Below are 23,494 nucleotides of genomic sequence, written 5' to 3' on the forward strand. Positions count from 1 at the left end.
GGTCCCGGTGGGCCGGGGTTGCCCGGTGGTCCACTGGGGGGCTCCAGCCGGTCAGGCGAGGGCGCTCTGCGCCTTCCAGGCGGCGAACGAGTACTGCCAGACGCCGATGCCCTCGGCGGGCTGGAACTGCCTGGACGAGCCCGTGAACTTCACGACGTCGCCGGCCTTGGAGTTGGCGTACATCCAGGCCGCGTTGGCGGGCGACATGTTCACGCAGCCATGGCTGACGTTGGCGTTGCCCTGAGATCCGACCGACCACGGCGCCGAGTGGAGGTACTCCCCCGTCCACGTCACCCGCATGGCCGACTGGGTGGTGATCTTGTAGTAGCCGGGCTGGCCCTTCTTGATGCCGATGGTCGTGGAGTCCATCACGACGGTGCCCTCCTTGCGGATGATCACCTTGATGCCCGAGCGCGTCTCTGTCTTGGGACCGGGGCGTCCGGCGCTGATCGGGATGGTGTTGATGACCACGCCGCCACGCGTCACGGTCATCATGTGGCGCTGGATGTCGACGGTGGAGATCATCGAGGAGCCGATGGTGAAGCTGGCGGAGTCGTCGTTGGCGACCCACTTGCCGTCGCCGGTCTGCACACCCGTCAGCGGAGCACTGACGGACACCTTCGTGCCGGGCAGCCAGTAGTTCATGGGGCGCCACATCAGCTGCCGGTTGTCCAGCCAGCCCCAGGCGCCGACCTGCTTGGGTGAGGTGGTGACCTTGACGAGCTTCTCGATCTGACCGCGCAGGGCCTTGGTGGCGACGGGCGAGTCGAACTGGATGCTCACCGGCATACCGACACCGACGGTCGCGCCGGCGTTGAGGATCCCGTAGGTGGCGATGACCTTGGGCTTGAGCGTGGTGAACGTGGAGGTCGTCGTCGACGGCGAGCCATCGGGACCGGTCGCCTGCGCCGTGACGGTGTATGCCGCGCTGGGCGCCAGACGCGCGCTGGAGGTCCAGGAGCCGTCACTGCCCAGGGCACCGGGGACCTGGTGCCCCGCGGTGTCGGTCACGGAGACCTGACGCAGGGTGCCCGTGGTGGCCTTGACCACGACGGGCTCGGTCGGCAGGACGTTGCTGGCGTCCCGGGCGGGGCTGATGCTCAGCGAGGCGGGAGTGGCCGTCGCCGACGGGGAGGACGAGCTGCTGCTCGAGTGGGCCGCGACGTTGCCGGTCGACGGGCTGTGCACGGCGCCCGAGCACCCCGCCAGCACGGTCACCGCTGCCACTGCGGCCGCGGCTACGGCCGTGCCCAGTCGTCGTGACCCTTGCGTCCTACCCACCACGTGTGTGCTCCTGTGCTCCGCGCCACCGTGGCGCCCTGTGCGTGACTTGTGTCGTGTGCGGCTGGACCCGCCGGACGGCGTCCGACGGTGCCCTCACCCGAGCAGACGCCGGGCAGCCCTCATTGGTTGGCTATGCAACTGTGTGGCCGGGCGATCACGATTCGGCGCCAAGCCCCCTGGAGCCGAGCCCCCTGGAAACGGCCCGCCCCTGCGCGGACCTGATGGCAGTCTACCTGCTCCATCAGGGTGCCCTTGCACGGCGAAGCGCCGGGCGCGCCACCGCAGAGGGTGAGCACGCCCGGACGACCTGTCGCGGGGGCTGTCAGATGGCGTGCGGGCCCTTGAAGTACTCGAAGGTCCAGCCCACCAGGGCGACGACCCCGAAGGCCGCACCGATGATGAACAGCCACCAGCCGATCGCGAGCCCGAGGAAGCACACGGCGGCGGCGCCGGCGAGCGGCAGCGGCCACCAGGAGTGCGGGCTGAAGAAGCCGTACTCGCCCTCCTGCTCGGCGATCTCACCGCTCGGGTTGTCCTCGGGACGCTCCGGCAGGCGTCGCGCCGTCGCCCAGAGGTAGAAGGCGATCATGGCGCCCAGGCCGGCGGACAGGAACAGCCCGGCCGGGCCGACCGGCTCGCGCCAGTGCGTGAAGATGCCGTAGATGAGCCCGACGGGGGCGAAGAAGGCAGCCAGGATGACGAACAGCTTGTACTCGATCTTCACGGGTCAGTCACGCTCCTCGTGGAACCGGGGGTGCTTGTGCTCGTCGAACTCGCCCGTCGCGTGGTGCTCGGACGAGCGGGTCTCAGCCATGATCCGGGTCAGCGTGTCCGGGTCGGCGTAGACCCCACCCAGCGGCGCGGCCTCGGGGTGGTGCAGGTCGAAGGCCGGACGCTCGGAACGGATCCGCGGGAGCACGTCGAAGTTGTGGCGCGGCGGCGGGCAGGACGTCGCCCACTCCAGGGATGCGCCGTAGCCCCAGGGGTCGTCGGTCTCGACCAGGGGCGCGGTGCGCCAGGTCTTCCAGACGTTGTAGAGGAACGGCAGCGTCGAGGCGGCCAGCAGGAAGGCGCCGAAGGTGGACACCTGGTTCATCCAGGTGAAGCCGTCCTCGGGCAGGTAGTCGGCGTAGCGACGCGGCATACCGTCCACGCCCAGCACGTGCTGGATCAGGAAGGTCGTGTGGAAGCCGATGAACAGCATCCAGAAGTGGATCTTGCCGAGCGTCTCGTCGAGCATCCGTCCGGTGAACTTGGGCCACCAGAAGTAGAAGCCTGCGAACATCGCGAAGACCACGGTGCCGAAGACGACGTAGTGGAAGTGCGCGACCACGAAGTAGCTGTCCGAGAGGTGGAAGTCGAGCGCCGGGCTGGACAGGATGATGCCCGTCAGGCCGCCGAACAGGAACGTGACCAGGAAGCCGATCGCCCAGAGCATCGGCGTCTCGAAGGACAGCTTCCCGCCCCACATCGTGCCGATCCAGTTGAAGAACTTCACGCCGGTGGGCACCGCGATCAACATGGTCATCACGGCGAAGAACGGCAGCAGGACCTGCCCGGTGGCGTACATGTGGTGGGCCCAGACCGTCACCGACAGGGCCGCGATGCCGATGGTGGCGAAGACCAGCGTCTTGTAGCCGAAGATCGGCTTGCGCGAGAACACCGGCAGGATCTCGGAGATGATGCCGAAGAACGGCAGGGCGATGATGTAGACCTCGGGGTGGCCGAAGAACCAGAACAGGTGTTGCCACAGCATGGGCCCACCGTTGCCGGCCTCGAAGATCTGGGCGCCGAACTTGCGGTCCGCACCGAGGGCGAGCAGCGCCGCCGCGAGCACCGGGAACGCCATCAGCACGAGCAGGCTGGTGATCAGGATCGTCCAGGTGAAGATCGGCATCCGGAACATCGTCATGCCCGGGGCGCGCATGCAGATGATCGTGGTGATGAAGTTGACCGCACCGAGGATCGTGCCGAAACCACCGAGCGCGAGGCCGAAGACCCACAGGTCACCACCGAGGCCAGGGGTGTTCGAGGCGTCCGACAGCGGCGAGTAGGCGAACCACCCGAACGACGCCGCACCCGAGGGGGTGAGGAAGCCGGCCGAGGCGATCAGGCCACCGAACAGGTAGAGCCAGTAGGCGAACATGTTCAGCCGCGGGAAGGCGACGTCAGGGGCGCCGATCTGGATCGGCATGAGCGCGTTGGCGAAACCGGCGAACAGGGGTGTCGCGAACAGCAGCAGCATGATCGTGCCGTGCATCGTGAACAGCTGGTTGAACTGGTCGGGGTTGTCCACGACCTGCAGACCGGGCTGGAACAGCTCGGCTCGGATCAGCAGGGCGAGCACGCCACCGAAGATGAAGAAGATGAAGGAGGTGATGAAGTAGAGGTTGCCGATGACCTTGTGGTCGGTGGTCGACGCCCACTTCACGATCGTCTGGCCCTTGGTGAGCCTGCGGGTCGCGGTGGCCTCGGTGGAGCGGTAGTACGTCCCGGCCGAGGTGGACTCGGTTGCCGCTGCCATCAGTTGCTCCCTGCGCTCGGGATGAGGTGTTGGTCCTGGCCCATGACCTTGGCCAGGTTCAGGCTGTTGTCGAGCTGACCGTTGTTGCCCTGGCCCTTCAGCTCGGCGATGTGCTGGTCGTAGGTGGCCTGGTCGACGACCTTGACGTTGAACAGCATCTGCGAGTGGTAGGCGCCACAGAGCTCGGCACACTTGCCCTTGAAGTCACCGGTCTGCGTCGGGAAGACCTGGAACCTGTTGACCCGGCCCGGGATCATGTCGAGCTTCTGCAGGAACGCCGGCACCCAGAACGAGTGGATGACGTCACGCGAGGTGAGCACGAACTCGGTGCGCTTGTTGACCGGCAGGTAGAGGGTCGGCAGGTTCTTCTCCGCGCCCGGCTTCCCGGTGAGCTCGGCCTGGGTGCCGCTCTCGTAGGTCTGCTCGTTGACGTAGTTGAAGTCCCAGCTCCACTTCTTGCCCACCACGTTGACGACGACGTCGGGGTGCTTGGAGGTGTCGAGCAGGGCTGCCTCGTCACGAGCGGTGTAGTAGAAGAGCACCGCGATCATGAAGACAGGGACGATCGTGTAGAGGATCTCCATCGGCACGTTGTAACGAAGCTGCACCGGCAGGGCGGTGTCGTCCTTCGCGCGGCGATAGGCCACGACACACCATCCGATCAGGCCCCAGACGATGGCCCCGACGATGAGCGCGGCGATCCAGGCGCCGTTCCACAGCGAGGTCACCCGCTCCCCGCCCTGGGTCACCGCACGCGGGAGGAAACCGTCCTGCACGCGCCCCGCACACCCCGAGAGGGTGAGGGCGACGAGCGACAGCCCGAGAGCCGTGATCGATCTCCTGCTTGCAGTCCGCCGCCGGGGTGGGCGCGGCGCAGAGACGTCCTGCTGACGCAACGGTGCACCTTCTTCGAGACAGTGATGGGCCATCGCGCCAAACCCTACTCCAGCCGCTGCGGGTCGTCCGGTCAGGGTGGGACTAACGTCGGGGTGTGGCCAACCCCTCCCCGGACGACGGTTCGGTCCGCGCGATCCTCGATGCCGCGCCCGGCCCCATGCACCCTCGCGCGAGCCAGACCCTCCTCGCGGCGATCGAGGCCGGCTGGGCCGATCCGCGGCGCCTGCACCGCGAGGCGAGGACCGCCAGGCGGCTGCTCGACCAGGCCCGCGAGGTGCTCGCGGCGGGGCTCGCGGTGCGACCCCCGGAGGTCGCCTTCGCGCCCGACGGCCCGACCGCCGTGCGCTGGATGCTCGACGGCTTCCGGTATGCCGGCCGCCGCCGCGGGACGCGCGTCGTCGCCTCCGCCGTCGAGCACTCGGCGGTCCTGGTCCCCGGGCGCCACGCCGCCGACTCGCTCGGTGACCCGCCCGCGTTCGCGACGGTCGCGGTGGACGGGACGGGGCGGGTCGACCTCGCGGCGTGGGCCGGGGCCGTCGAGGTCCCCGGCACCGTGGCCGCCGCCCTCCAGCACGCCAACGGCGAGGTCGGCACCGTGCAGCCGCTCGCGGCTGCCTGGGCGCTGTGCCAGCGCGCCGGGGTGCCACTCGCGGTCGACGCCCAGGCGTCCCTGGGCCGGGCACCCTCCCCCACGACCTACGACGCGCTCGCCGGCGACGCCCAGTCGTGGGGTGGTCCTGGCGGTCTCGGGCTGGTCGTGCTGCCCGAGCGGTCACGCTGGCTGCTGCCGGGGGCCCCCGACCCGGACGCCGCGCTCAGCGGCGCCACGCGACACACCCCGTGGGTGCCGCTGGCCCTGGCTGCTGCCGAGGCCTGGCAGCAGACGGCGGCAGCCCGCGACTCCGACGCCGCCGAGGCCGCCCTCCTCGTGGACCGGGTGCGCGCCGCCGCTGCCGCGGTCCCGGACGTCGAGGTCGTCGGCGACCCGGTCGACCGGCTCCCCCACGTCGTGACCTTCTCGGCCCTGTACGCCGACGGTGAGGCCCTCGTGCGCGAGTTCGACCGTCGGGGCTTCGGGGTGGGGTCGGGGTCGGCGTGCACCGCCAGCACCCTGGAACCCAGCCACGTCCTGGCGGCCATGGGCGCCCTGACGCACGGCAACGTCCGCGTCACGCTGCCCCTTGCGGCTGTGGCTCCCGACCGGGCCGCCCAGGTGGACGCCTTCTGCGCCGTCATCGGCGACGTGGTCGCCTCGGTCCGCGCCGAGCTCGGAGCACACCGCCTGTGAGCCACGCCCCCGCCGACGGCCCCCACGACGCCCGCCCCGGCCGCCACGACGCCCGCCCCGGCCGCCACGACGTCCCCGAGGACCCGGTCGCGTCCGCGCCGGTCGTCGTCGACGCCCGCGGCCTGCGATGCCCGCTGCCCGTCATCCGGCTGGCACAGGTCGCGGCCGACGCTCCCCGGGGAGCCGTGATCGAGGTGTGGGCCACGGACCCGGCAGCCAGGGCGGACATCCCGGCGTGGTGTCGCCTGCGCGGTCAGACCTACCTCGGCGAGGTGCCAGCGGAAGGCGGCGCCGCGGCATACCGGGTGCGGCTGGCGTCCTGACGCGGGCTCAGGAAGCGCCGACTCAAGAAGCGCCGACTCAGCAAGCGCCGACTCAGGAAGCGCCGACTCAGGAAGCGCCGACTCAGGTAACGGCGCCGAAGGTGGGCGGTGGCAGGTCCACCGCGTCCGCGAGCCGGCGCAGGTACTCGCGGCGGGACATCGTGACCACCCCGAGGCTGCGCAGGTGGTCGGTGGCCCACTGCACGTCGATGAGCCGTCGGGGGTCGCCGTCCGCGAAGACGTACCCCGCGGTGGCGACCACGGCCGCCTTCGAGGCATCGGTCACGCGGTGGAACATCGACTCCCCGGCGAACAGCCCCCCGACGTTGATGCCGTAGAGGCCCCCGACCAGCTCGCCGTCGAGCCAGGTCTCGACGCTGTGGGCCCAGCCGAGGGCGTGCAGCTCGGTGTAGGCGTCGGCGATCTCGTCCGTGATCCACCGCCCCTCGCGGCTCGGGTCCGCACAGGCGGCGACCACCTCGCGGAAGGCGGTGTCGACCCGCATCTCGAAACGCCGCAGCGACTTGCGCAGGGAACGGCTGGCGTGCACGCCGCCCGGCAGCAGGACGCCCCGAGGATCCGGGGACCACCACCCCAGCGGCCTGGCACCGTGTTCGCCCAGGCCCATCGGGAAGACACCGCTGCGGTAGGCCTCGATGATGGTGCCGGCGCGCAGGTCGCCCCCGACGGCGACCATGTCCTCGCCGTCGTCCACCTCGTCGAGGTCGAACGCCCACGAGGTCGGCAGGGGCTCGACCGGGTCGGTCTCCACGTGCGGCCGAGTCCTACGGGGCGACGCAGGAGATGTGGGGTTCGATGGCGTCGGCGGAGTCCTGGCCGTACGCCTCGGACAGACGACGCAGGAAGCTGGCCTTGCCGAGGGTGTACTCCTGCGTCCCGACCGTCTCGATGACGTAGGTCGCCAGCATCGACCCGAGCTCGGCGGAGTGCCGCAGCCCCAGGTCTGCCGCCAGGCCGGTGAGGAAGCCGGCGCGGAACGCGTCGCCCACCCCCGTCGGGTCGGCCCGCCGGACCTCACGGGCCACCGACACCTCGATGGGGTCCTCGCCCTTGCGCTCGACGGTGACGCCGTCCTTGCCCCGGGTGATGACGCGGGTGTTGACGCGGTCGGCGATCTCCTCGGCGCTCCAGCCCGTCTTCTGCTTGGTGAGCGCGGCTTCGTACTCGTTGGTGAGCAGGAAGTCGGCGCCGTCGATGAGCTGGCGGATCGTCTCGCCGTCGGCGAAGGCGAGCTGCTGGCTCGGGTCGGCGGCGAACGGTATGCCGCGCGAGCGGCACTCGCGGGTGTGCCGCAGCATGGCCTCGGGGTCGTTGGCCCCGATGAGCACCAGGTCGAGCCCACCCACCCGCTGGGCGATGGGACCCAGCTCGATGGCCCGAGCCTCGCTCATCGCCCCCGCGTAGAACGTCGCGATCTGGGCCATGTCGTCGTCGGTCGTGCAGACGAACCGGGCGGTGTGCTTGGACTCGGAGGTGTGCACCGAGACGCAGTCGACGCCGTGCCTCTCCAGCCAGCTGCGGTAGTCGCCGAAGTCCTCCCCCACCGCTCCCACGAGGATCGGCCGCTGCCCGAGGTTGGCCATGCCGAACGCGATGTTGGCGGCCACGCCCCCGCGGCGCACCTCGAGGTCGTCCGCGAGGAACGACAGCGAGACCTTGTCGAGCTGGTCGACGACGAGGCTGTCGCGGAACCTGCCCTTGAAGGTCATCAGGTGGTCGGTGGCAATGGAACCGGTGATGGCTATCTGCACGGTCGAAAACCTATCGCGCTATCCGCCGAATGACTGTTGTCGGTGCTCCCGCGACCGTGCACAGTCGAGTCCATGAGCGAACCCGGGATCAGCGCCTTCGACTTCAGTGGCCTGCGTGCGACCTTCGTGAACTGCACGCTCAAACGCTCACCGGAGCGGAGCAACACCCAGGCGCTGGTCGACATCAGCGCCGCGATCATGCGCAAGCACGGGGTCGACGTCGAGCTGATCCGGGCCGTCGACCACGACATCGCCACCGGCGTCTACCTCGACATGACCGAGCACGGCTGGGAGCGCGACGAGTGGCCCACACTCTTCGCACGGATCATCGAGTCCGACATCCTCGTGCTGGCCGGACCCATCTGGCTCGGCGACAACTCCAGCATCACCAAGCAGGTCATCGAGCGCCTCTACGCGGGGTCGTCGATGACGAACGCCATGGGCCAGTACGTCTACTACGGCAAGGTCGGCGGCGCGATCATCACCGGCAACGAGGACGGCATCAAGCACTGCTCGTCCAACATCCTCTACAGCCTGCAGCACATCGGCTACGCCATCCCGCCAGGCGCGGACGCCGGGTGGATCGGGGAAGCCGGCCCCGGCCCGTCCTACCTCGACCCCGGCAGCGGCGGGCCGGAGAACGAGTTCACCCAGCGGAACACCACGTTCATGACGTGGAACCTGATGCACCTGGCGGCCCTGCTCAAGGCCGCGGGCGGCTTCCCCGTGGGCGGGAACCAGCGCACCGAGTGGGACGCCGGCGCCCGCTTCGACTACGAGAACCCCGAGTACCGCTAGGGGTCAGCTGAAGGAGTCCCCGCAGGCGCAGGAGCTGCCCGCGTTGGGGTTGTCGATCGTGAAGCCCTGCTTCTCGATCGTGTCGGCGAAGTCGATGCTCGCGTCGACGAGGTAAGGGGCGCTCATCCGGTCCACGACGACCTCGACACCATCGAAGTCGCGCACGAGGTCACCGTCGAGGGTGCGCTCGTCGAAGTAGAGCTGGTAGATGAGGCCGGAGCACCCACCGGGCTGCACGCCGACGCGCAGACGCAGGTCGTCGCGGCCCTCCTGCTCGAGCAGGGACTTCACCTTGGCAGCAGCAACATCGGTGAGGAGCACGCCGTGCGTGGCCTCGGCAGGCGCCTGGGTCGCGTCGGCGGTCGTCGCTTCGGCGGTCTGGTCCTGAACACTCATGGTGATGAGTCCTTCATGTCGGTGGAGGTTGGCCACCAGTGCCAACCTGCGGTTCTCGCGAAATGTTCCCCGCGCACCTCCCACTGTACGTCGTGGTCAGGCCCGGGGGGACCAGGTGGCCGCCACCCGGGCAGCGCGTGCCGCGAGCGTCCCGACCGGGTCGGCCATGGCCGCCTCGACCTCCGCGGGGGTCTGGGCGACGGCATAGCTGCCGGACAGGCCCAAGGTCATCGCCTCGCGGCGCCCCACGAGGGTCTGGCCGGCGATGACGACGCTCGGCGTCGCCGTCTCGAGGGCCATGGCGGCCACGCCGGCCACGACCTTGCCCTGCAGGCTCTGCCAGTCGAAGCAGCCCTCCCCCGTCACCACCAGGTCGGCGGCGCGCAGCAGGTCACGGAACCCGACGGCTTCGAGGACCTGAGCCACCCCGCTGACCCTGGTGCCACCGAGCAGGGACAGGCCGTAGCCCAGGCCACCCCCGGCGCCCGCTCCCGGCGCCTTGTCGAGGCGGCGGGCGGCACCGGTCAACAGGTCGGTCTGCTCCGGCAGGGTACGACGGACCACCTCGACGAACCGTCCCAGCGCTCCTTCGAGGGCCTGCGCGGTCTCGGGCGACGCGCCCTTCTGGGGGCTGAAGACAGCACTGGCGCCCTGGAGTCCGAGCAGCGGCGACTCGACATCGGTCGCCAGGACGACCTCGACGTCCCGGAACCGCTCGCGGGTGGCCGCGAGCGCCGACAGCGCACCATCGGAGATGTCGGCCAGGGCCAGCCCACCTCGGGCCAGGTCATCCGGAGCGCCGGCGCCGAGTGCCGCGAGCAGGCCCGCGCCGGCGTCGTTGGTCGCACTGCCGCCCAGGCCCACGACGATCCGGGTCGCGCCCTCGCGAAGCGCAGCGTCGACGAGCTGGCCGACGCCCCACGTGCTCGTGACGGCCGGGTTCCGCTCGTCGGCGGCGAGCAGGTGCAGCCCCGCCGCCTGCGCCGACTCCAGGTATGCCGTGCGCTTGCCGTGGGTGTCGGTGATGAGGATCGCCGCGGGCACGTCCCGTCCGAGCGGGTCGGCGACGGTGACCGCCAGGGTCTGGGCCTCCGGGAGCGCGGAGGCGAGCACGTCGAGGAACCCGGGTCCGCCATCGGACAGCGGACGCAGGGTCAGCAGGTCGTGCGGCGCGCTGGCCTCCCACCCGTGGGCGATGGCACGGGCGGCCTGCTGGGCGGTGAGGGTGCCGGTGAAGCAGTCCGGGGCGATGACGACGTGCACGCAGACATCCTCGCAGTCCCGACGCCGAGCGCGACGGCGGGTTTCTCGGGCCCTGCTGAGCACGGGCACGCCCGAATCGGCTTCCCCGTGGAGGCCGCGAGGGCAAAACAGGTCCACAATGGATGGATGCGCCCCCGCCAACCCGCCAAGAAGCCGCACCTTCCCAACAGCCCCTTCCGGGCCGCGCCCGTCCCCGACATCCCTGACTTCGCCGTCAACGACCGGGTCACCCATGACCGGCACGGGCTCGGATCCGTCGTCAAGATCACCGGCGACCGTATTCACGTCCGGTTCGGTGAGAACACCGTCAGCGTCGCGATGTCCAGCAGCAAGATCCACCCCCTCTGAGCCCTGCGCCTGCCCCGGCTCCCGCCCCTGTAGCCAGCGCTGCCGCTGTCGCAAGCACTAGCCGCTGCCCCTGTCGCAAGCGCTGCCGCTGCGGCTAGGGCACCAGAGCAGCACCGAGGAGCCGCCGGGCGGCAGCCTCGTCGCCCTCGGTCCGCAGCAGCGACGAGTCGGCGCGGTGCCACAGCGAGAGGTACAGGTGCGATGCCGGCCCGCTGACCAGCGCGACCGCGTCCCGCACGGGCACGTCGTCGACTCGGACCATTGCGTCGACCACGCTCAGGGTCCACGAGGCCCCGGTGTCGCTGCATGCGAAGGCGACGGGCCGCTCCGCCGGAATCACGTCCAGGGGTGGACGATCCGCATGGCGGACCAGGCTGCGTGGCGCCATCACCTCGAAGACCTCGGCGATCCCGTCAGCCGCCTGCCCGGGTGTCAGCACGGGGAGGTGGTCGACCAGACCGGTGGTCGGCAGCCGCCCGCACGCCTGCAGCGCGTCGACGTGGTGGATCGTCGTCTCGTGGACCTGCCGACGGCGCCAGAACCTCACGTCCTGGTGTCCCGGCACGGCTGAGAAGCTCCAGGCCGGATGGTCGGGTGGCAGCTCGCCGAGGGTGGTCACGATGGTGTCGGCGCACGCGGCATACCAGTCCGGCAACGGCTGGTCGCGGCCGCGACGCGGGTAGGGATCCGGCGGCGAGCCGGTGCGCGCACAGTGGGCCGCCCACAGGTGCACCCGGCCCAGGTGGTCGACCAGGTCGGTGACGGTCCAGCCCGGGCAGGACGGGACGGTGGCCTGGGGGTCAGCCGCGCGGACCGTGTCGCCCATCGCGGTCGTGGCCGCGTGCAGGGTCGTCAGCTGCGTGGCGTCGTCCATGGCGGCGACCCTAGAGCACGGACCGTTGGCCCGGGCCGGGCCGGCCACGGCATACGATCGAGCACGTGAGCACCTCTGTGACGCAGTCGGACTCCCGACCCACCACTCCCCTGCCGCTGCTCGTCCTCGGGCGCGGCACGGAGCTGCACACCGAGCGCGGGGTCGAGTGCCCCGGCGAGCTGCCCGCGCCGTCGGACCCGGGCCTCGTCGAGCGCGCCCGCGCGGCGAAGGCTGCCCTCGGTGACCAGGTCTTCGTGCTCGGTCACCACTACCAGCGCGACGAGGTCATCGAGTTCGCCGACGTCACCGGTGACTCGTTCAAGCTGGCCAAGGACGCGGCCGCGCGGCCGCAGGCTCCCTACATCGTGTTCTGCGGCGTGCACTTCATGGCCGAGTCCGCGGACATCCTCACCGGCGACAGCCAGACCGTGATCCTGCCCGACCTCGCGGCGGGATGCTCGATGGCGGACATGGCGGCCATCCGCCAGGTCGAGGAGTGCTGGGACGACCTGGTCGAGGCCGGGGTCGCCGACCTGACCGTCCCCGTGACGTACATGAACTCCTCGGCAGCCATCAAGGCCTTCACGGGTCGTCACGGCGGCACGATCTGCACGTCCTCCAACGCCAAGACGGCACTGACGTGGGCCCTCGAACAGAAGGGCCCCGGCGGCAAGGTGCTGTTCCTGCCCGACCAGCACCTGGGGCGCAACACCTTCGTGCGCGACCTCGGCGGCTCGCTCGACGGCTGCGTCGTGTTCGACCCGCACAAGCCGATGGGCGGGCTGACCCGTCGGCAGCTCCAGGACGCCACGATGATCCTGTGGCGCGGGCACTGCTCGGTCCACGGCCGGTTCAGCCTCGCGGCGCTCGAGCAGGCGCGCCGCGAGATCCCCGACGTCAGGGTGATCGTGCACCCCGAGTGCCAGTACGAGGTGGTGGAGGCCGCTGACGAGGTCGGCTCGACCGAGAAGATCATCCAGACCATCGCCGCCGCCCCGGACGGCACGAAGTGGGTGGTCGGCACCGAGCTCAACCTGGTGCGGCGGCTGGGCACGCTGTTCCCGCGGCAGCAGATCTCCTTCCTGGAGAAGAACGTCTGCTACTGCTCCACCATGAACCGCATCGACCTGCCGCACCTCGTCTGGACGCTCGAGTCCCTCGTGGCGGGTCGGGTGGTCAACGCGATCACGGTGGACGACGAGGTTGCCCGCTACGCCCGGGTGGCCCTCGACCAGATGCTGTCGCTACCCGGAGAGACCTCGAAGGACTAGGACACCTGGCGGAGGCCCACGGCGGCCATCCCGGAACAGACTGAATCGTCCGCAGCGCCGTGGACGGGCAGCCCGGCTTGATATCAGGGGCGGTCGGACAGCTCGTCCACGGTCATCACGAAGTCGCGCGCTCGCAGCCGCTCGACGAGGGCGTCACCCATCGCCGTGGCCGGGGTGAGCACCCCTGCCGCCTGCGGGAGCCGGTCGCCGTCCAGGGCCAGGCAGAGGGCGGCCTCCCCCAGCATGACTGCCGTCGCGGCATACCCGGGATCGCCCTGGGCCGACACCGTCGCGAGGTAGCGACGTCCCGTCTCGGTGGTGGTGCGGATCTTCATCGAGAACCAGCCGGAGCGGCGGTTCTCTTCGCTCGGGCCCTCGCCGGGTGACGGCGCGAGCGCGTCGAAGAGGGGACGGGTCCGCGGGTTGGCGAGCCCGGCGAAGGCCAGACCCATCACGGCGGTGAAGAGGGTCGCGCGCCGGCGCCCGCGCAGCCCCCGGCCGTAGGAGCTGACCTCGCGGTACCTGAAGCGTCGGCCGTAGGCGTGGTCGCGAAGGGCGTTGCTGCGCCTGACGATCCGCGTGTTGAAGCTGGCCATGATGAAGGGCCCGACCCACTCACCGGTCTCGGAGTCGGTGAAGACCGAGCTGGGGTCACGCTCCGAGCCCAGCTCGGGTTCGGCAGAGCGGTCCGGGCTCAGCGCGTAGGGGTCGAACAGCACCTTGCGCAGCGTCCGGTCCTCACCGACCGCCTCGAGCTGGGCTCGCGAGGAGTCGATCGTGCCGCCGCTGAGTCCACCCTTGGACCGGGCGTGCAGCGTGGTGTCGAGCAGGCCGCCTGCGGCATCCGCGACTGCGCGTTCGTGCAGGAGGAGCACGCCCAGGTCGGACGGGATCGAGTCGTAGCCACAGGCCGTGACGATGCGCGCGCCGGTCTCCCGCGCCCGGGCATCGACGGCGTCGATCGCGGCGCGCACGAACAGGACCTCGCCGGTGAGGTCCGCGTAGTGGGTGCCCGCGTCGGCGCACGCCTGGACGAGCGGGAGCCCGTAGCGCAGGTAGGGGCCGACCGTGGAGGCCACGGCGGTGGTGGACGCAGCGAGCTCGCGCAGGGAGGCCGGGTCCGCCACGTCGGCCGTGACCAGCGGCCAGTCGTGGGCCGCGGCCGGCAGTCCGGCCCTGACCTCCTCCAGTCGTTGCCTCGACCTGCCGGCGAGGGCGATCCTGACGTCGGCAGGGGCGTGCTCGGCCAGGTATGCCGCCACCAGCCGGCCGACGAAGCCGGTGGCCCCGAAGACGACGACGTCGTAGGGGCGGGGCTCGTTCGCGGCGTCGCTCATGAGAGGTCCCTTTCACTCGGTTCGACAGGTGCAGCGGGGCTTCGGCAGGTCCAGCCTGTCATCGACAGGTTCAGCGTCGACGGGTCGACGGGTCGACGGGTCGACGGGTCCAGCATGGATGTTCAGCGCGGCATCGCGCCGAGTCGCGCGAGGAGCACGGCCTCGGCGACGCAGACCTTCTCGAACTCGCCCAGGTGCAGCGACTCGTTCGCGCCGTGCGCGCGGGTGTCGGGGTCCTCGACACCGGTCACGAGGATCGCGGCATCGGGGAACTTCTCGGCGAAGGAGGCCACGAACGGGATCGAGCCGCCCACGCCGATGTCGACCGGTTCGACGCCCCAGGCGTCCGTGAAGGCCGCGCGCGCCTGGTCGTAGACGGGCCCGTTGGCGTCGGCGTCGAAACCCGCTCCCTGGTCGTCGAGGTGCACTTCGACCTTGGCACCCCAGGGGGTGTGGGCGGCGACGTGCCGCTGCACGGCGGCATACGCCTCCAGCGGCACCTCGTCGGGGGCCAGGCGGATCGACACCTTGGCGCTGGCGGTGGGCACCAGGGTGTTGGAGGACTTGGCGACCGAGGGTGCGTCGATGCCGATCACGGTCGCGGTCGGCTTGGCCCAGATGCGGTCGAGCAGGGTGCCGGTGCCGATCACCTCCACGCCATCGAGCAGGCCCGACTCCTCACGCAGGCGCGCCTCGTCGAACTCCAGGTCGCTGGCCGTGCCGGACTTGAGCCCGGCGATCGCGACGTCGCCGGCGTCGTCGTGCAGGGTCGCCAGGATGCGGATGAGCGGCGTGATGGCGTCAGGGACCGCCCCGCCGAACATGCCCGAGTGGATGCCGTGGTCGAGGGTCGTCACCGTGATGACCACGCGGATCAGGCCACGCAGGGTGGTGGTGAGGGCCGGCTCGCCGATGGCCCAGTTGGTGGAGTCTGCCAGGACGATGGCGTCGGCACGCAGCTTCTCGCCGTGGACCTCCAGCAGGGTCGGGAGCGAGTCGGAGCCGATTTCCTCCTCCCCCTCGACGAAGACGGTGACCCCGACGGGCAGGTTGCCGGCGTGCGCCCGCAGGGCTGCGAGGTGCGCCATGATCCCCGCCTTGTCGTCGGCCGCACCGCGTCCGTAGACGCGGCCGTCGCGTTCGGTCGGCTCGAACGGCGGGCTGTCCCAGTCCGCGTCGTCGCCGGGCGGCTGCACGTCGTGGTGCGCATAGAGCATGACGGTGGGGGCACCCTGCGGTCCGTCGATGTGCCCGATGACGGCCGGACGACCACCTTCGCGGACGATCTCGACCTCGAGTCCCTCGGCACGCAGCAGGGCCGCGGTGGCTTCGGCACTGGCCTCGACGTGGGCCTGGTCGAACGCGTCCAGGCTCACGCTGGGGATGCGGGTGAGGTCCTCGAGGTCCTTGCGCAGGCCGGGCATCAGGCCCGCGACCGTGGTCTTGAGGGCGGAGATCTGGTCGTTCGTCAGCACGTCGTCGGTCACGTCGGGGAGCCTAACGGGTGACCTGGTCGAGCCCACCGCTGCCGGCGCCCGGGGACGCTGACGCGCGATTCAAGGGAAGGCAACCGCACGGCATACAGTGAGCGGGTGTTCGGACGCAGCAAGACCCTCAACGACCAGCAGGCCTCCTCGGTCGCCCACGCTCCCCGCGAGGGTGCCAAGAACCGGCCCACCCCCAAGCGCAAGGACCAGGAGGCAGCCAACCGGCGCCCGCTTGTCGTCACCGACCGCAAGGCCGCTCGGGACACCGACAAGGCCAGGCGTCGCGAGGCCCAGCTCAAGCAGCGGGCCGCGATGACGACCGGCGACGACGCCCACCTGCCTGCCCGCGACAAGGGCCCGGTCCGCCGCTACATCCGCGACTACATCGACGCCCGCTGGAACATCGGCGAGTTCATGCTGCCCGTGATGATCGTGGTGCTGGCGCTGTCGTTCATCCGCGTCCCAGCCCTGTTCGCCATCGTCTCGATCTGCGTCTACGGGCTGCTGCTGGTCGCCGCCGTCGACGGCTTCCTCATGTGGCGGCGGCTCAAGAAGCTGCTGGTCGCGAAGTTCGGGGCCGACAAGGTCGGCCGCGGGCTGGCCATGTATGCCGTGATGCGCGGCTTCCAGCTGCGCCGCTCGCGCATGCCCAGGGCCCTCGTCAAGCGCGGCGAGTACCCCGCCTGAGCGCAAGCGCTCCCTGAGGCGGCTGCTCGGCTGCTACTCGGCGGCCCGCAGGCTCATCGGCCCGTAGACGAGCACCCCCTCGTGGAACAGGTTGACCGCGTCGACCCCGTGGTCCGTCAGCTCGTGCCACGACTCGCCGAACCAGTTCTCGGCGTCCGACTGCGAGGGAAAAGCGGTCGTCACGAGTCCGTCCCCGGACAGGGCGTTGCCCTCGGCATCGAGGTAGGTCCAGGTCCACGCGTCGCTCATGGTTCCACTCTAGGGTTCGCTGCGTGATCGTGTTCGAGGCCGTGACCATCGCGTATGCCGGCGCGTCGGCGCTTCGCGACGCCTCCTTCGCGATCCCCGAGGGTGAGCTGGTGCTCGTGGTCGGGCCGACCGGATCGGGCAAGACGTCCCTGCTGCGCTGCCTGGGCGGCCCCGCGACGTCCGGTGACACCCCCTCGACCCGCGGCGTCGACCACGCCCACGGCAAGGTCACCCGGACCGGCCGGGTGCTCGTGGACGGGGCCGACCTGTGGGGGGCCGGGACTGACGAGGAGAGGGCCGTCGTCGGGCTGGTCCGACAGGATCCCGCCGCCGACCTGGTCGACGGGACGGTCGAGTCCGTGATCGCGGCAGGCGTGCGACCCCGCGCGGACGACCCGCACCGCGGACAGCGACAGGTCGAGGAGACCCTCGACCTGCTCGGTCTCGCGGGCCTGCGCAGCCGTCCGGTGGCAGAGCTGTCGGGTGGACAGGTGCAGCGCGTGGCCATCGGCGTCGCGCTCGCCGGTGGCCCTCGTGTCCTCGTGCTCGACGAGCCCACGTCCGCGCTCGATCCGGTGGCTGCCGAGGAGGTCCTCGCGATCCTGCACCGCCTCGTCCACGACGTCGGCGTCACGGTGGTCGTGGCCGAGCACCGGCTCGAAAGGGTCGTGCACCACGCTGACTCGGTCCTGCTCGTCGAGGCGGGGCGGGTGATCGGGCCGCTCGATCCGGCGACCGCGATGACTCGCTCGCCCATCCGCCCTCCGGTGGTCGACCTGGGCCTGCGGCTCGGCTGGTCCCCCGTCCCGCTGTCGGTCCGGGCCGGTCGGCGCCAGGCCAAGGGCCTGCGGGCCGCACTGGATCACGACCGGTCTGGCGACGTGCCGGGCGACCGGCGGGACGACCGGCGGGACGACCGGCGGGACGACCGGCGGGACGACCGGCGGGACGACCGGAGGGACGACCGGCGGGACGACGGGCCGGGCACCCGGGGCGAGGTGCGAGTCGACGTGCATCGGCTCAGCCTGCTGCGCGGACAGGTCGTGGCGCTGCGCACGGTGACGCTCCAGGTGCACGGGGGCGAGGTGGTCGTCCTGATGGGGCGCAACGGCGCCGGCAAGTCGAGCCTGCTCGGCGCGCTGCACGGGAGCCTCGGCCCGACCTCGGGACGCGTCCGGGTGTCGGGTCCGTCGGCCCTCGCGCCACAGGATCCGGCCGTCCTGCTCACAGACGCTGCAGTTGGGTCGCAGCTGACCGCCAACGACGCCGCCCACGCGCTCATCCCCGGGTCGAGCGCCACCCTCCTCGAGCGCCTGGTCCCAGGTCTGCCCAGCGCCCGTCACCCCACCGAGCTCTCAGAGGGCCAGAAGATGTGCGTGGCGCTGAGTCTCGTCCTGGCCCGCGGGAGCCAGGTGGTCCTGCTCGACGAACCCACCCGCGGACTCGACTACCAGGCCAAGGCCAGGCTCACCACCCTGCTGTCGCAGCTGGCCGCCGCCGGCCGCACGGTCATCCTGGCCACCCACGACGTCGAGCTGGCGGCCGACGTCGCGACCCGGGCGATCATCCTCGCCGACGGGGAGGTCGTCGCCGACGGGCCTGCAAGGCGCATCCTGAGCGACTCGCCGGCCTTCGCACCGCAGGTGGCCAAGGTGATGCACCCCCTGCCGCTCCTTCGGGTGTCCGACGTCGTCAGCTAGTCGGTCGGCGGACCGGCCTCCACTCGTCGGCGGATCTCGGCCAGCCCGGCCGGGCCGGGCTCGACGCTCCACCAGCTCTCGATCCACCAGGTCGCCCCGATCGTGGCCCACTGCGCCGGGGTGCCCGCGGACCGGACGAACTCGCCCGTGCTGTCCCCCTCGATGACGACGTCGTAGCCCTCCCACGGGAGCCCGGCCTCCTCCCGCAGGTCGCGCACGACTGCCAGCGCCTCGGCCACGGACTCCAGGGTGAGGTGCGGGCTGCCCGGCTGGGCGTCGGGCACCGCGACGGTGGGCAGCACCCCCTGCCACCGCGCGGCCCGCTCCATCGAGGGCTGCCTGCGACGGCCGGGCAGGTAGGCGCCGACCACCCAGACCGGCGGGTGTGGTCGCTGGGTCGGTGGCGGCGGCAGGGGCGGCGCCCCCTCGCCCTCGGGACCGACCGGGTAGTGCACCCCGTCGTAGGTGAGCGGCGCACCCGACAGGAGGCCGCGATAGACGGCGAGTGACTCGTCGAGCTTGCGCGCCCGCTCGGCCCGGCCCTCGTCGCGCTCGAACCGGGTCCACCCGGGGTGCAGCGCGCCGAGCCCGACTGTCATGACGACCCGGCCTCCGCTGAGCCGGTCGACGGAGCTGACCATCGACGCGAGATCCCAGGGCCGGTGACGGCTGGCCGGGGTCAGCAGGGTGCCCAGCCGGATCGCCGACGTCGCGGTCGCCGCCGCGGCCAGGGTCACCCAGGCATGCTCGCCGTAGAGGCTCTCCCAGGTGAACACCGCGTCCCAGCCGTGCCGTTCACCCAGCGCCGCCACCTCGGCGAACGCGCAGGCGTCGGCATAGGGGACGACGAAGCCGTATCGCATCCTGTGACGCTACGTCCGACCACCGACAGCCAGGCACCCTTAGGCGATGACGACCTCGGGTTCCACGACGACCTGCGTGGTGAGCGAGTTGGAGATGTAGCACTCGTCGTGGGCCTCGTGGGTCATCCGCACGACGACGGCCGGGTCGGTCCCCGCCACCACGCTGATGACCGGCCTGAGGACGATCCGCGTGATCCGCTGTGGCACCGCGTCAGCCGGCATCTGCCCGAAGGCGTCGTCCGCGTAGGCCAGCACCTCCACGCCGCCTCGGGCAGCGACCGCGAGGAAGGACAGCAGCTGGCACGAGGACGCCGCCAGGACGAGCAGCTGCTCGGGGTTGGGCAGGTCCGGGTCGCCACGGAAGTGCGCGTCGGCACTGAGGTCGAAGCCCTCGGCCGCCGGTGGCGTCCAGGCCGTGTGGGCTCGCGGATAGGCGCGGTAGCCGCCGGCCGTCGACCCGCTCCACTCGACGCGCGCGGAGTACACGTGTCCGCGGACGTCGCCGCGGAACCCCTCGTCCGGCATACCCGTCACTGTGCCTCCCCGGTGCTCCGGCTCAGTCCTCGCGGACGTCGACCTGCACGAACGGCGGCTTCACGACGGTCGCGGGCACCTCGCGTCCGCGCACGTCGATGACGACCTCGTCGCCCGCGGCGACGGTCGGCGCGAGCAGCGCGAGGGCGATGCCGTTGCGCAGGGTCGGGCTGAACGTCCCGGACGTCACCTCTCCCACGACCTCGCCGTCCACCTTCACCTCACAGTGCGCCCGCGGGATGCCTCGTCCTGTCGCGAGCAGGCCCCAGGCCACCCGGGAAGGGCCGGCCGCCTTCTCCGCGACGAGCGCGTCCTTGCCCCAGAACGCCTCCTTCTTCCAGCCGACCGCCCAGCCGACCCGTGCCTGGACGGGCGTGATCGACGGGGACAGCTCGTTGCCGTGCAGGGCGTACCCCATCTCGGTGCGCAAGGTGTCCCGCGCACCGAGGCCGCACGGCAGTCCGTCGTACGGCGCCGCGGCCTCGAGGAGGGCGTCCCAGAGCTCGGCCGAGACCTCCCACGCCGGCACCAGCTCGTAGCCGCGCTCCCCGGTGTAGCCGGTGCGGCAGACGATGACGGGGTGGCCCTTCCAGTCGGTCTCGACGAAGGACATGTACTCGTGCCCGGTGGGCAGCCCCAGGGCCTCGAGCACCTCGTCGCTGTTGGTGCCCTGGACGGCGATGACGCCGTAGCCCTCGTGGAGGTTCTCGACCTTCAGACCCTGCGGGGCGGCCGCGGCGAGGAGCTCGACCACGGCACCGGTGTTGGCGGCGTTCGGGATGAGGAAGACGTCGTCGTCACTGCGCAGGTAGGCGATCAGGTCGTCGACGACCCCGCCGGAGTCGTTGCAGCACAAGGTGTACTGCGCCTTGCCCTCGTGGATGCGGTCGAGGTCGTTGGCCAGGCAGGAGTTCACGAAGTCCTTGGCCCCGGGTCCGGACACCCGCGCCTTGCCGAGATGCGAGACGTCGAAGATGCCGACGGAGGTGCGCACGGCGGAGTGCTCGCGGACGACGCCGCCACCGGGGTACTCGATCGGCATCTCCCAGCCGCCGAAGTCGGCCATCTTGGCCCCCAGGGCCACGTGCCGGTCGTGCAGGGGTGAGGTCTTCAGGGCTCCGTCGCTCATGCTCCGAACGCTACCGCCCCGCACCTGCCCCCCACGCGGCACGGCTATCCTGCGCACAAGCAGGTGCCACCAGCCCCCACATGAAGGATGAGTACGTGACTACCGTCAGCGTCTCCGACCGCCCCGCCCACGACCTCAAGGCGGACGCCCTCGTCCTCGCCACCGTCGACGCCGACGGCAAGGCCGCCCTGGCCGCCGGCCACGGCCTCCCCCGGCCGGCCGCCTCCCACGTCGCCGCGCAGCTCGCGGCGCTGCACGCCACGGGTGCCGCCGACGAGGTGCTGACCATCGCGGCCGTCCCCGGAGTCGCTGCCCCGCGCGTCGTCCTCACTGGCCTCGGCAAGGGGACTGCCCGCACGACCTCCTTCGACCACGAGGTGCTGCGACGCGCTGCCGGCGCCGCCTCGAGGTCCCTCAAGAACGCGAACAAGGTCGTCGTGGCCCTGCCGACCGCCGGCGAGGAGTCCGTCGCCGCCGTCGCCGAGGGCGCCGCGTTCGGCGCCTACCGGTATGCCGGGGTGCGCGGCCCCGCGGCCAAGCCCGCCAAGGCCATTACCGCGATCACCGTCGCCACCCCGGACGCGCGCGTCAAGGCGGTCAAGGCAGCCGCGACCCGGGCGGCCATCCTGGCGGACGCCAAGGCCTACGCCCGCGACCTGGTCAACACTCCCCCGAACCAGCTCTTCCCGCAGTCGTTCGCGGACTCCGTCAAGGCCCGCAACACCACGGCGACCGCCAAGGTGACGATCAAGGTGCTCGACGAGAAGGCGCTCGAGAAGGGCGGCTTCGGCGGCATCGTCGGCGTCGGCCAGGGCTCGGTCAACCCGCCGCGGATGGTGACCCTGACGTGGAACCCGCCCCGCGCAACGGCCTCGGTGGCGCTCGTCGGCAAGGGCATCACGTTCGACTCCGGCGGACTCAACCTGAAGCCCGCCACCGGGATGACCACGATGAAGTCCGACATGGCCGGCGCCGCCGCGGTCGCCGCGACGGTGTTCGCCGCCGCCCAGCTCGGCCTGCCGGTCAAGGTCACCGGTTACCTCTGCCTCGCCGAGAACATGCCCAGCGGCACGGCCCAGCGCCCCAGCGACGTCGTGACGATGCGCAACGGCACCACCGTCGAGATCCTCGACACCGACGCCGAGGGGCGCATGGTCCTCGGTGACGGCATCTGCCTGGCCGGTGAGGCCAAGCCCGACGTGATCGTCGACATCGCGACCCTCACCGGAGCGCAGATGGTCGCCCTCGGGGGCCGCGTCGCCGGCATCATGGCCAACGACGACACCTTCCGCGACCGGGTCGTCGCCGCGGCGGCCGCGGCCGGCGAGGCGGCCTGGGCGATGCCACTGCCGGCCGACCTGCGCAAGCAGCTCGACTCGACGGTGGCGGACCTGGCCCACAAGGGCGAACGGTGGGGCGGGATGCTCACCGCCGGCCTGTTCCTGAAGGAGTTCGTCACCGAGGGCACGCCCTGGGCGCACGTCGACATCGCCGGTCCCTCGTTCAATGAGGGCTCCGGGTGGGGCTACACCCCGAAGGGCGCCACCGGCTACGGCGTGGGCACGCTCCTGCGCCTGGTCGAGGACTACGCCGGCTGACGCCCGCTGCCCGCCGGCGCGCGCAAACACAGTGGGGCCCGTCCGCGGTGGACGGGCCCCACTGTCGTCACCTGACTACTCGGTCATCCGCCGCTCTTGCGACGGAACATCTGCTGAGTCGCCGTCGTCGCCGCCGCCTGGGCGTGGTCGACCTTGCCGTGCTCAGTGTCGTCCGACACGTCGCGACCTGCGTGCGACTGCTTCTTGTCGAGGGCCTCGCGGAACTTGCGCTTCATCTCCTCGCTGGGCCCCTGTCCTGCTGGCTTCTTTGCGTCACCGGACTTGGCCATGGTGCCTCCTACTTCTCGGAGCGGAGCGGAGCCGGTTCCCGGCCCGCAGGTCTGTGCCCACTCTGCCAGCCACGCGGCATACGGGTCACTGCTTCTTGCGCTGGCGCGAGTTCCACTCGCGCATGCGGTTGGGGTAACCGGTCTGGAGCACGTCGTACACCGGCACCTCGAGACTACGAGCGAGCGCGAACGCGGCATCGCGCGACCCCGCGGCCCGCCGGGTCCACTCACCGTCGTAGGCGATGAGGATGACGGTCGTCGCGGTGACGTTCGTCGGCGGCTCGACGTAGGCCTCGACCCCGCGACGGCTGGTGGTGAACTCGGTGAAGTGCCGGCGGACGGCCTGCTGGTCCACCGCCATGTTGGGCCCGTCGGAGGGTCCCCGGTCCGAGCGCTTGCCGCTCCGCTTCCACCACGCCATGCGCCCACGATACGGGGAGAGGTGTCCCGACCGGAGCCCATCGCGGGCACCGGAGCGGCGCGCGCGGTGACCCGCGGACCATGCGTCGACCTGCTTGCGCCTCGCTGTGCAATCAGTGACAAGATGCTCTGTGTCGATCCGGACCGGCCACGACCTGACCG

At 71.2% G+C, this 23,494-nt stretch carries 25 protein-coding genes; 8 read left to right on the top strand and 17 right to left on the bottom strand.

The features are described from left to right. Positions 1-51: 51 nt before the first annotated feature. The 4 genes from BJ986_RS00500 to ctaC form a co-directional block, all read right to left on the bottom strand. Complete coding sequence (locus BJ986_RS00500; RefSeq protein WP_337794635.1) at positions 52-1,227, bottom strand: L,D-transpeptidase; 1,176 nt, start codon at positions 1,225-1,227, stop codon at positions 52-54. Between the two features lie 379 nt (positions 1,228-1,606). Beyond that, positions 1,607-2,008 (bottom strand): aa3-type cytochrome oxidase subunit IV, encoded by a 402-nt coding sequence (locus BJ986_RS00505; protein ID WP_179420214.1) that lies wholly within the window; start codon positions 2,006-2,008, stop codon positions 1,607-1,609. Between the two features lie 3 nt (positions 2,009-2,011). Continuing rightward, positions 2,012-3,808, bottom strand: coding sequence for an aa3-type cytochrome oxidase subunit I (gene ctaD, locus BJ986_RS00510; protein ID WP_179420215.1), 1,797 nt, complete (start codon positions 3,806-3,808; stop codon positions 2,012-2,014). Continuing rightward, complete coding sequence (ctaC, locus tag BJ986_RS00515; RefSeq protein WP_179420216.1) at positions 3,808-4,737, bottom strand: aa3-type cytochrome oxidase subunit II; 930 nt, start codon at positions 4,735-4,737, stop codon at positions 3,808-3,810. The genes ctaD and ctaC overlap by 1 nt, the downstream gene beginning before the upstream one ends. A 62-nt stretch (positions 4,738-4,799) precedes the next feature. Between ctaC and BJ986_RS00520 the strand changes: the two genes are divergently transcribed. Together BJ986_RS00520 and BJ986_RS16125 are read left to right on the top strand one after the other, a co-directional pair. Then, complete coding sequence (locus BJ986_RS00520) at positions 4,800-5,993, top strand: aminotransferase class V-fold PLP-dependent enzyme (protein WP_337794636.1); 1,194 nt, start codon at positions 4,800-4,802, stop codon at positions 5,991-5,993. Continuing rightward, complete coding sequence (locus BJ986_RS16125) at positions 5,990-6,316, top strand: sulfurtransferase TusA family protein (protein ID WP_337794637.1); 327 nt, start codon at positions 5,990-5,992, stop codon at positions 6,314-6,316. The genes BJ986_RS00520 and BJ986_RS16125 overlap by 4 nt, the downstream gene beginning before the upstream one ends. A gap of 82 nt (positions 6,317-6,398) precedes the next feature. Here BJ986_RS16125 and aat read toward each other — a convergent pair whose 3' ends face one another. Beyond that, the gene (gene aat / locus BJ986_RS00530; protein WP_420372029.1) at positions 6,399-7,088 is read right to left on the bottom strand and encodes a leucyl/phenylalanyl-tRNA--protein transferase; all 690 of its coding nucleotides are present in this window, start codon (positions 7,086-7,088) and stop codon (positions 6,399-6,401) included. Between the two features lie 13 nt (positions 7,089-7,101). Further along, positions 7,102-8,088 carry a PfkB family carbohydrate kinase gene (locus tag BJ986_RS00535; protein ID WP_179420217.1) on the bottom strand — a complete coding sequence of 329 codons (987 nt, stop codon included), beginning with the start codon at positions 8,086-8,088 and terminating at the stop codon, positions 7,102-7,104. A gap of 72 nt (positions 8,089-8,160) precedes the next feature. Between BJ986_RS00535 and BJ986_RS00540 the strand changes: the two genes are divergently transcribed. Then, on the top strand, positions 8,161-8,886 hold the full coding sequence (locus tag BJ986_RS00540) for a flavodoxin family protein (RefSeq protein ID WP_179420218.1): 726 nt from the start codon (positions 8,161-8,163) through the stop codon (positions 8,884-8,886). A 3-nt stretch (positions 8,887-8,889) separates the two neighbouring features. On the opposite strand, the gene erpA is transcribed toward BJ986_RS00540, so the two are convergent. After that, positions 8,890-9,282 (bottom strand): iron-sulfur cluster insertion protein ErpA, encoded by a 393-nt coding sequence (gene erpA / locus BJ986_RS00545; RefSeq protein WP_179420219.1) that lies wholly within the window; start codon positions 9,280-9,282, stop codon positions 8,890-8,892. A 96-nt stretch (positions 9,283-9,378) separates the two neighbouring features. Further along, on the bottom strand, positions 9,379-10,545 hold the full coding sequence (locus BJ986_RS00550; protein ID WP_337794638.1) for a glycerate kinase family protein: 1,167 nt from the start codon (positions 10,543-10,545) through the stop codon (positions 9,379-9,381). Between the two features lie 126 nt (positions 10,546-10,671). Here BJ986_RS00550 and BJ986_RS00555 point away from each other — a divergent pair, with 126 nt between their 5' ends. Then, on the top strand, positions 10,672-10,893 hold the full coding sequence (locus BJ986_RS00555) for a hypothetical protein (RefSeq protein WP_179420221.1): 222 nt from the start codon (positions 10,672-10,674) through the stop codon (positions 10,891-10,893). Between the two features lie 94 nt (positions 10,894-10,987). Here the strand turns inward: BJ986_RS00555 and BJ986_RS00560 are convergent, their stop codons facing one another. Beyond that, positions 10,988-11,767 (bottom strand): maleylpyruvate isomerase N-terminal domain-containing protein, encoded by a 780-nt coding sequence (locus BJ986_RS00560; protein WP_179420222.1) that lies wholly within the window; start codon positions 11,765-11,767, stop codon positions 10,988-10,990. A gap of 65 nt (positions 11,768-11,832) precedes the next feature. Between BJ986_RS00560 and nadA the strand changes: the two genes are divergently transcribed. Beyond that, positions 11,833-13,038: a quinolinate synthase NadA gene (gene nadA, locus BJ986_RS00565; RefSeq protein ID WP_337794639.1), complete on the top strand. Its 1,206-nt coding sequence runs from the start codon at positions 11,833-11,835 to the stop codon at positions 13,036-13,038. Positions 13,039-13,121: 83 nt separating this feature from the next. Here the strand turns inward: nadA and BJ986_RS00570 are convergent, their stop codons facing one another. Both BJ986_RS00570 and BJ986_RS00575 read right to left on the bottom strand, forming a co-directional pair. Next, the gene (locus tag BJ986_RS00570) at positions 13,122-14,375 is read right to left on the bottom strand and encodes a saccharopine dehydrogenase family protein (protein WP_179420223.1); all 1,254 of its coding nucleotides are present in this window, start codon (positions 14,373-14,375) and stop codon (positions 13,122-13,124) included. A 122-nt stretch (positions 14,376-14,497) separates the two neighbouring features. After that, entirely contained in the window at positions 14,498-15,862 is a 1,365-nt protein-coding gene (locus BJ986_RS00575; RefSeq protein ID WP_179420224.1) for a M20/M25/M40 family metallo-hydrolase, read from the bottom strand. A gap of 105 nt (positions 15,863-15,967) precedes the next feature. Between BJ986_RS00575 and BJ986_RS00580 the strand changes: the two genes are divergently transcribed. Continuing rightward, positions 15,968-16,549 (top strand): DUF3043 domain-containing protein, encoded by a 582-nt coding sequence (locus tag BJ986_RS00580; RefSeq protein WP_179420225.1) that lies wholly within the window; start codon positions 15,968-15,970, stop codon positions 16,547-16,549. Between the two features lie 33 nt (positions 16,550-16,582). On the opposite strand, the gene BJ986_RS00585 is transcribed toward BJ986_RS00580, so the two are convergent. Then, positions 16,583-16,798, bottom strand: a complete 216-nt coding sequence (locus BJ986_RS00585) for a hypothetical protein (RefSeq protein WP_179420226.1) — start codon at positions 16,796-16,798, stop codon at positions 16,583-16,585. Between the two features lie 23 nt (positions 16,799-16,821). Between BJ986_RS00585 and BJ986_RS16715 the strand changes: the two genes are divergently transcribed. After that, positions 16,822-18,498: an ATP-binding cassette domain-containing protein gene (locus tag BJ986_RS16715; protein ID WP_179420227.1), complete on the top strand. Its 1,677-nt coding sequence runs from the start codon at positions 16,822-16,824 to the stop codon at positions 18,496-18,498. On the opposite strand, the gene BJ986_RS00595 is transcribed toward BJ986_RS16715, so the two are convergent. The 3 genes from BJ986_RS00595 to gcvT are packed head-to-tail and all read right to left on the bottom strand — an operon-like array spanning position 18,495 to position 21,024. After that, complete coding sequence (locus tag BJ986_RS00595) at positions 18,495-19,361, bottom strand: LLM class flavin-dependent oxidoreductase (RefSeq protein ID WP_179420228.1); 867 nt, start codon at positions 19,359-19,361, stop codon at positions 18,495-18,497. The genes BJ986_RS16715 and BJ986_RS00595 overlap by 4 nt on opposite strands. A 39-nt stretch (positions 19,362-19,400) precedes the next feature. Next, positions 19,401-19,886: an OsmC family protein gene (locus BJ986_RS00600; protein ID WP_179420229.1), complete on the bottom strand. Its 486-nt coding sequence runs from the start codon at positions 19,884-19,886 to the stop codon at positions 19,401-19,403. Positions 19,887-19,917: 31 nt separating this feature from the next. Further along, positions 19,918-21,024: a glycine cleavage system aminomethyltransferase GcvT gene (gene gcvT, locus BJ986_RS00605; RefSeq protein ID WP_179420230.1), complete on the bottom strand. Its 1,107-nt coding sequence runs from the start codon at positions 21,022-21,024 to the stop codon at positions 19,918-19,920. A 95-nt stretch (positions 21,025-21,119) separates the two neighbouring features. On the opposite strand from gcvT, the gene BJ986_RS00610 reads away from it, so the two are divergent. Next, positions 21,120-22,622 carry a leucyl aminopeptidase gene (locus BJ986_RS00610; protein ID WP_179420231.1) on the top strand — a complete coding sequence of 501 codons (1,503 nt, stop codon included), beginning with the start codon at positions 21,120-21,122 and terminating at the stop codon, positions 22,620-22,622. Positions 22,623-22,705: 83 nt separating this feature from the next. Here the strand turns inward: BJ986_RS00610 and BJ986_RS00615 are convergent, their stop codons facing one another. Then, positions 22,706-22,912 carry a DUF5302 domain-containing protein gene (locus BJ986_RS00615; RefSeq protein ID WP_179420232.1) on the bottom strand — a complete coding sequence of 69 codons (207 nt, stop codon included), beginning with the start codon at positions 22,910-22,912 and terminating at the stop codon, positions 22,706-22,708. Between the two features lie 85 nt (positions 22,913-22,997). Next, entirely contained in the window at positions 22,998-23,333 is a 336-nt protein-coding gene (locus BJ986_RS00620) for a hypothetical protein (RefSeq protein ID WP_179420233.1), read from the bottom strand. Positions 23,334-23,494: the final 161 nt, after the last annotated feature.

It is taken from the genome of Pedococcus badiiscoriae (genome assembly GCF_013408925.1).
Lineage (GTDB): Bacteria > Actinomycetota > Actinomycetes > Actinomycetales > Dermatophilaceae > Pedococcus > Pedococcus badiiscoriae.

Coding starts and splice junctions, on each gene's coding strand:
- BJ986_RS00560 (WP_179420222.1), bottom strand. CDS start 11,767: ATGGACGACGCCACGCAGCTGACGACCCTGCACGCGGCCACGACCGCG.
- BJ986_RS00570 (WP_179420223.1), bottom strand. CDS start 14,375: ATGAGCGACGCCGCGAACGAGCCCCGCCCCTACGACGTCGTCGTCTTC.
- BJ986_RS00540 (WP_179420218.1), top strand. CDS start 8,161: ATGAGCGAACCCGGGATCAGCGCCTTCGACTTCAGTGGCCTGCGTGCG.
- BJ986_RS00600 (WP_179420229.1), bottom strand. CDS start 19,886: ATGCCGGACGAGGGGTTCCGCGGCGACGTCCGCGGACACGTGTACTCC.
- ctaD (WP_179420215.1), bottom strand. CDS start 3,808: ATGGCAGCGGCAACCGAGTCCACCTCGGCCGGGACGTACTACCGCTCC.
- erpA (WP_179420219.1), bottom strand. CDS start 9,282: ATGAGTGTTCAGGACCAGACCGCCGAAGCGACGACCGCCGACGCGACC.
- BJ986_RS00585 (WP_179420226.1), bottom strand. CDS start 16,798: ATGAGCGACGCGTGGACCTGGACCTACCTCGATGCCGAGGGCAACGCC.
- BJ986_RS00615 (WP_179420232.1), bottom strand. CDS start 22,912: ATGGCCAAGTCCGGTGACGCAAAGAAGCCAGCAGGACAGGGGCCCAGC.
- gcvT (WP_179420230.1), bottom strand. CDS start 21,024: ATGAGCGACGGAGCCCTGAAGACCTCACCCCTGCACGACCGGCACGTG.
- BJ986_RS00595 (WP_179420228.1), bottom strand. CDS start 19,361: ATGCGATACGGCTTCGTCGTCCCCTATGCCGACGCCTGCGCGTTCGCC.
- ctaC (WP_179420216.1), bottom strand. CDS start 4,737: ATGGCCCATCACTGTCTCGAAGAAGGTGCACCGTTGCGTCAGCAGGAC.
- BJ986_RS00620 (WP_179420233.1), bottom strand. CDS start 23,333: ATGGCGTGGTGGAAGCGGAGCGGCAAGCGCTCGGACCGGGGACCCTCC.
- BJ986_RS00555 (WP_179420221.1), top strand. CDS start 10,672: ATGCGCCCCCGCCAACCCGCCAAGAAGCCGCACCTTCCCAACAGCCCC.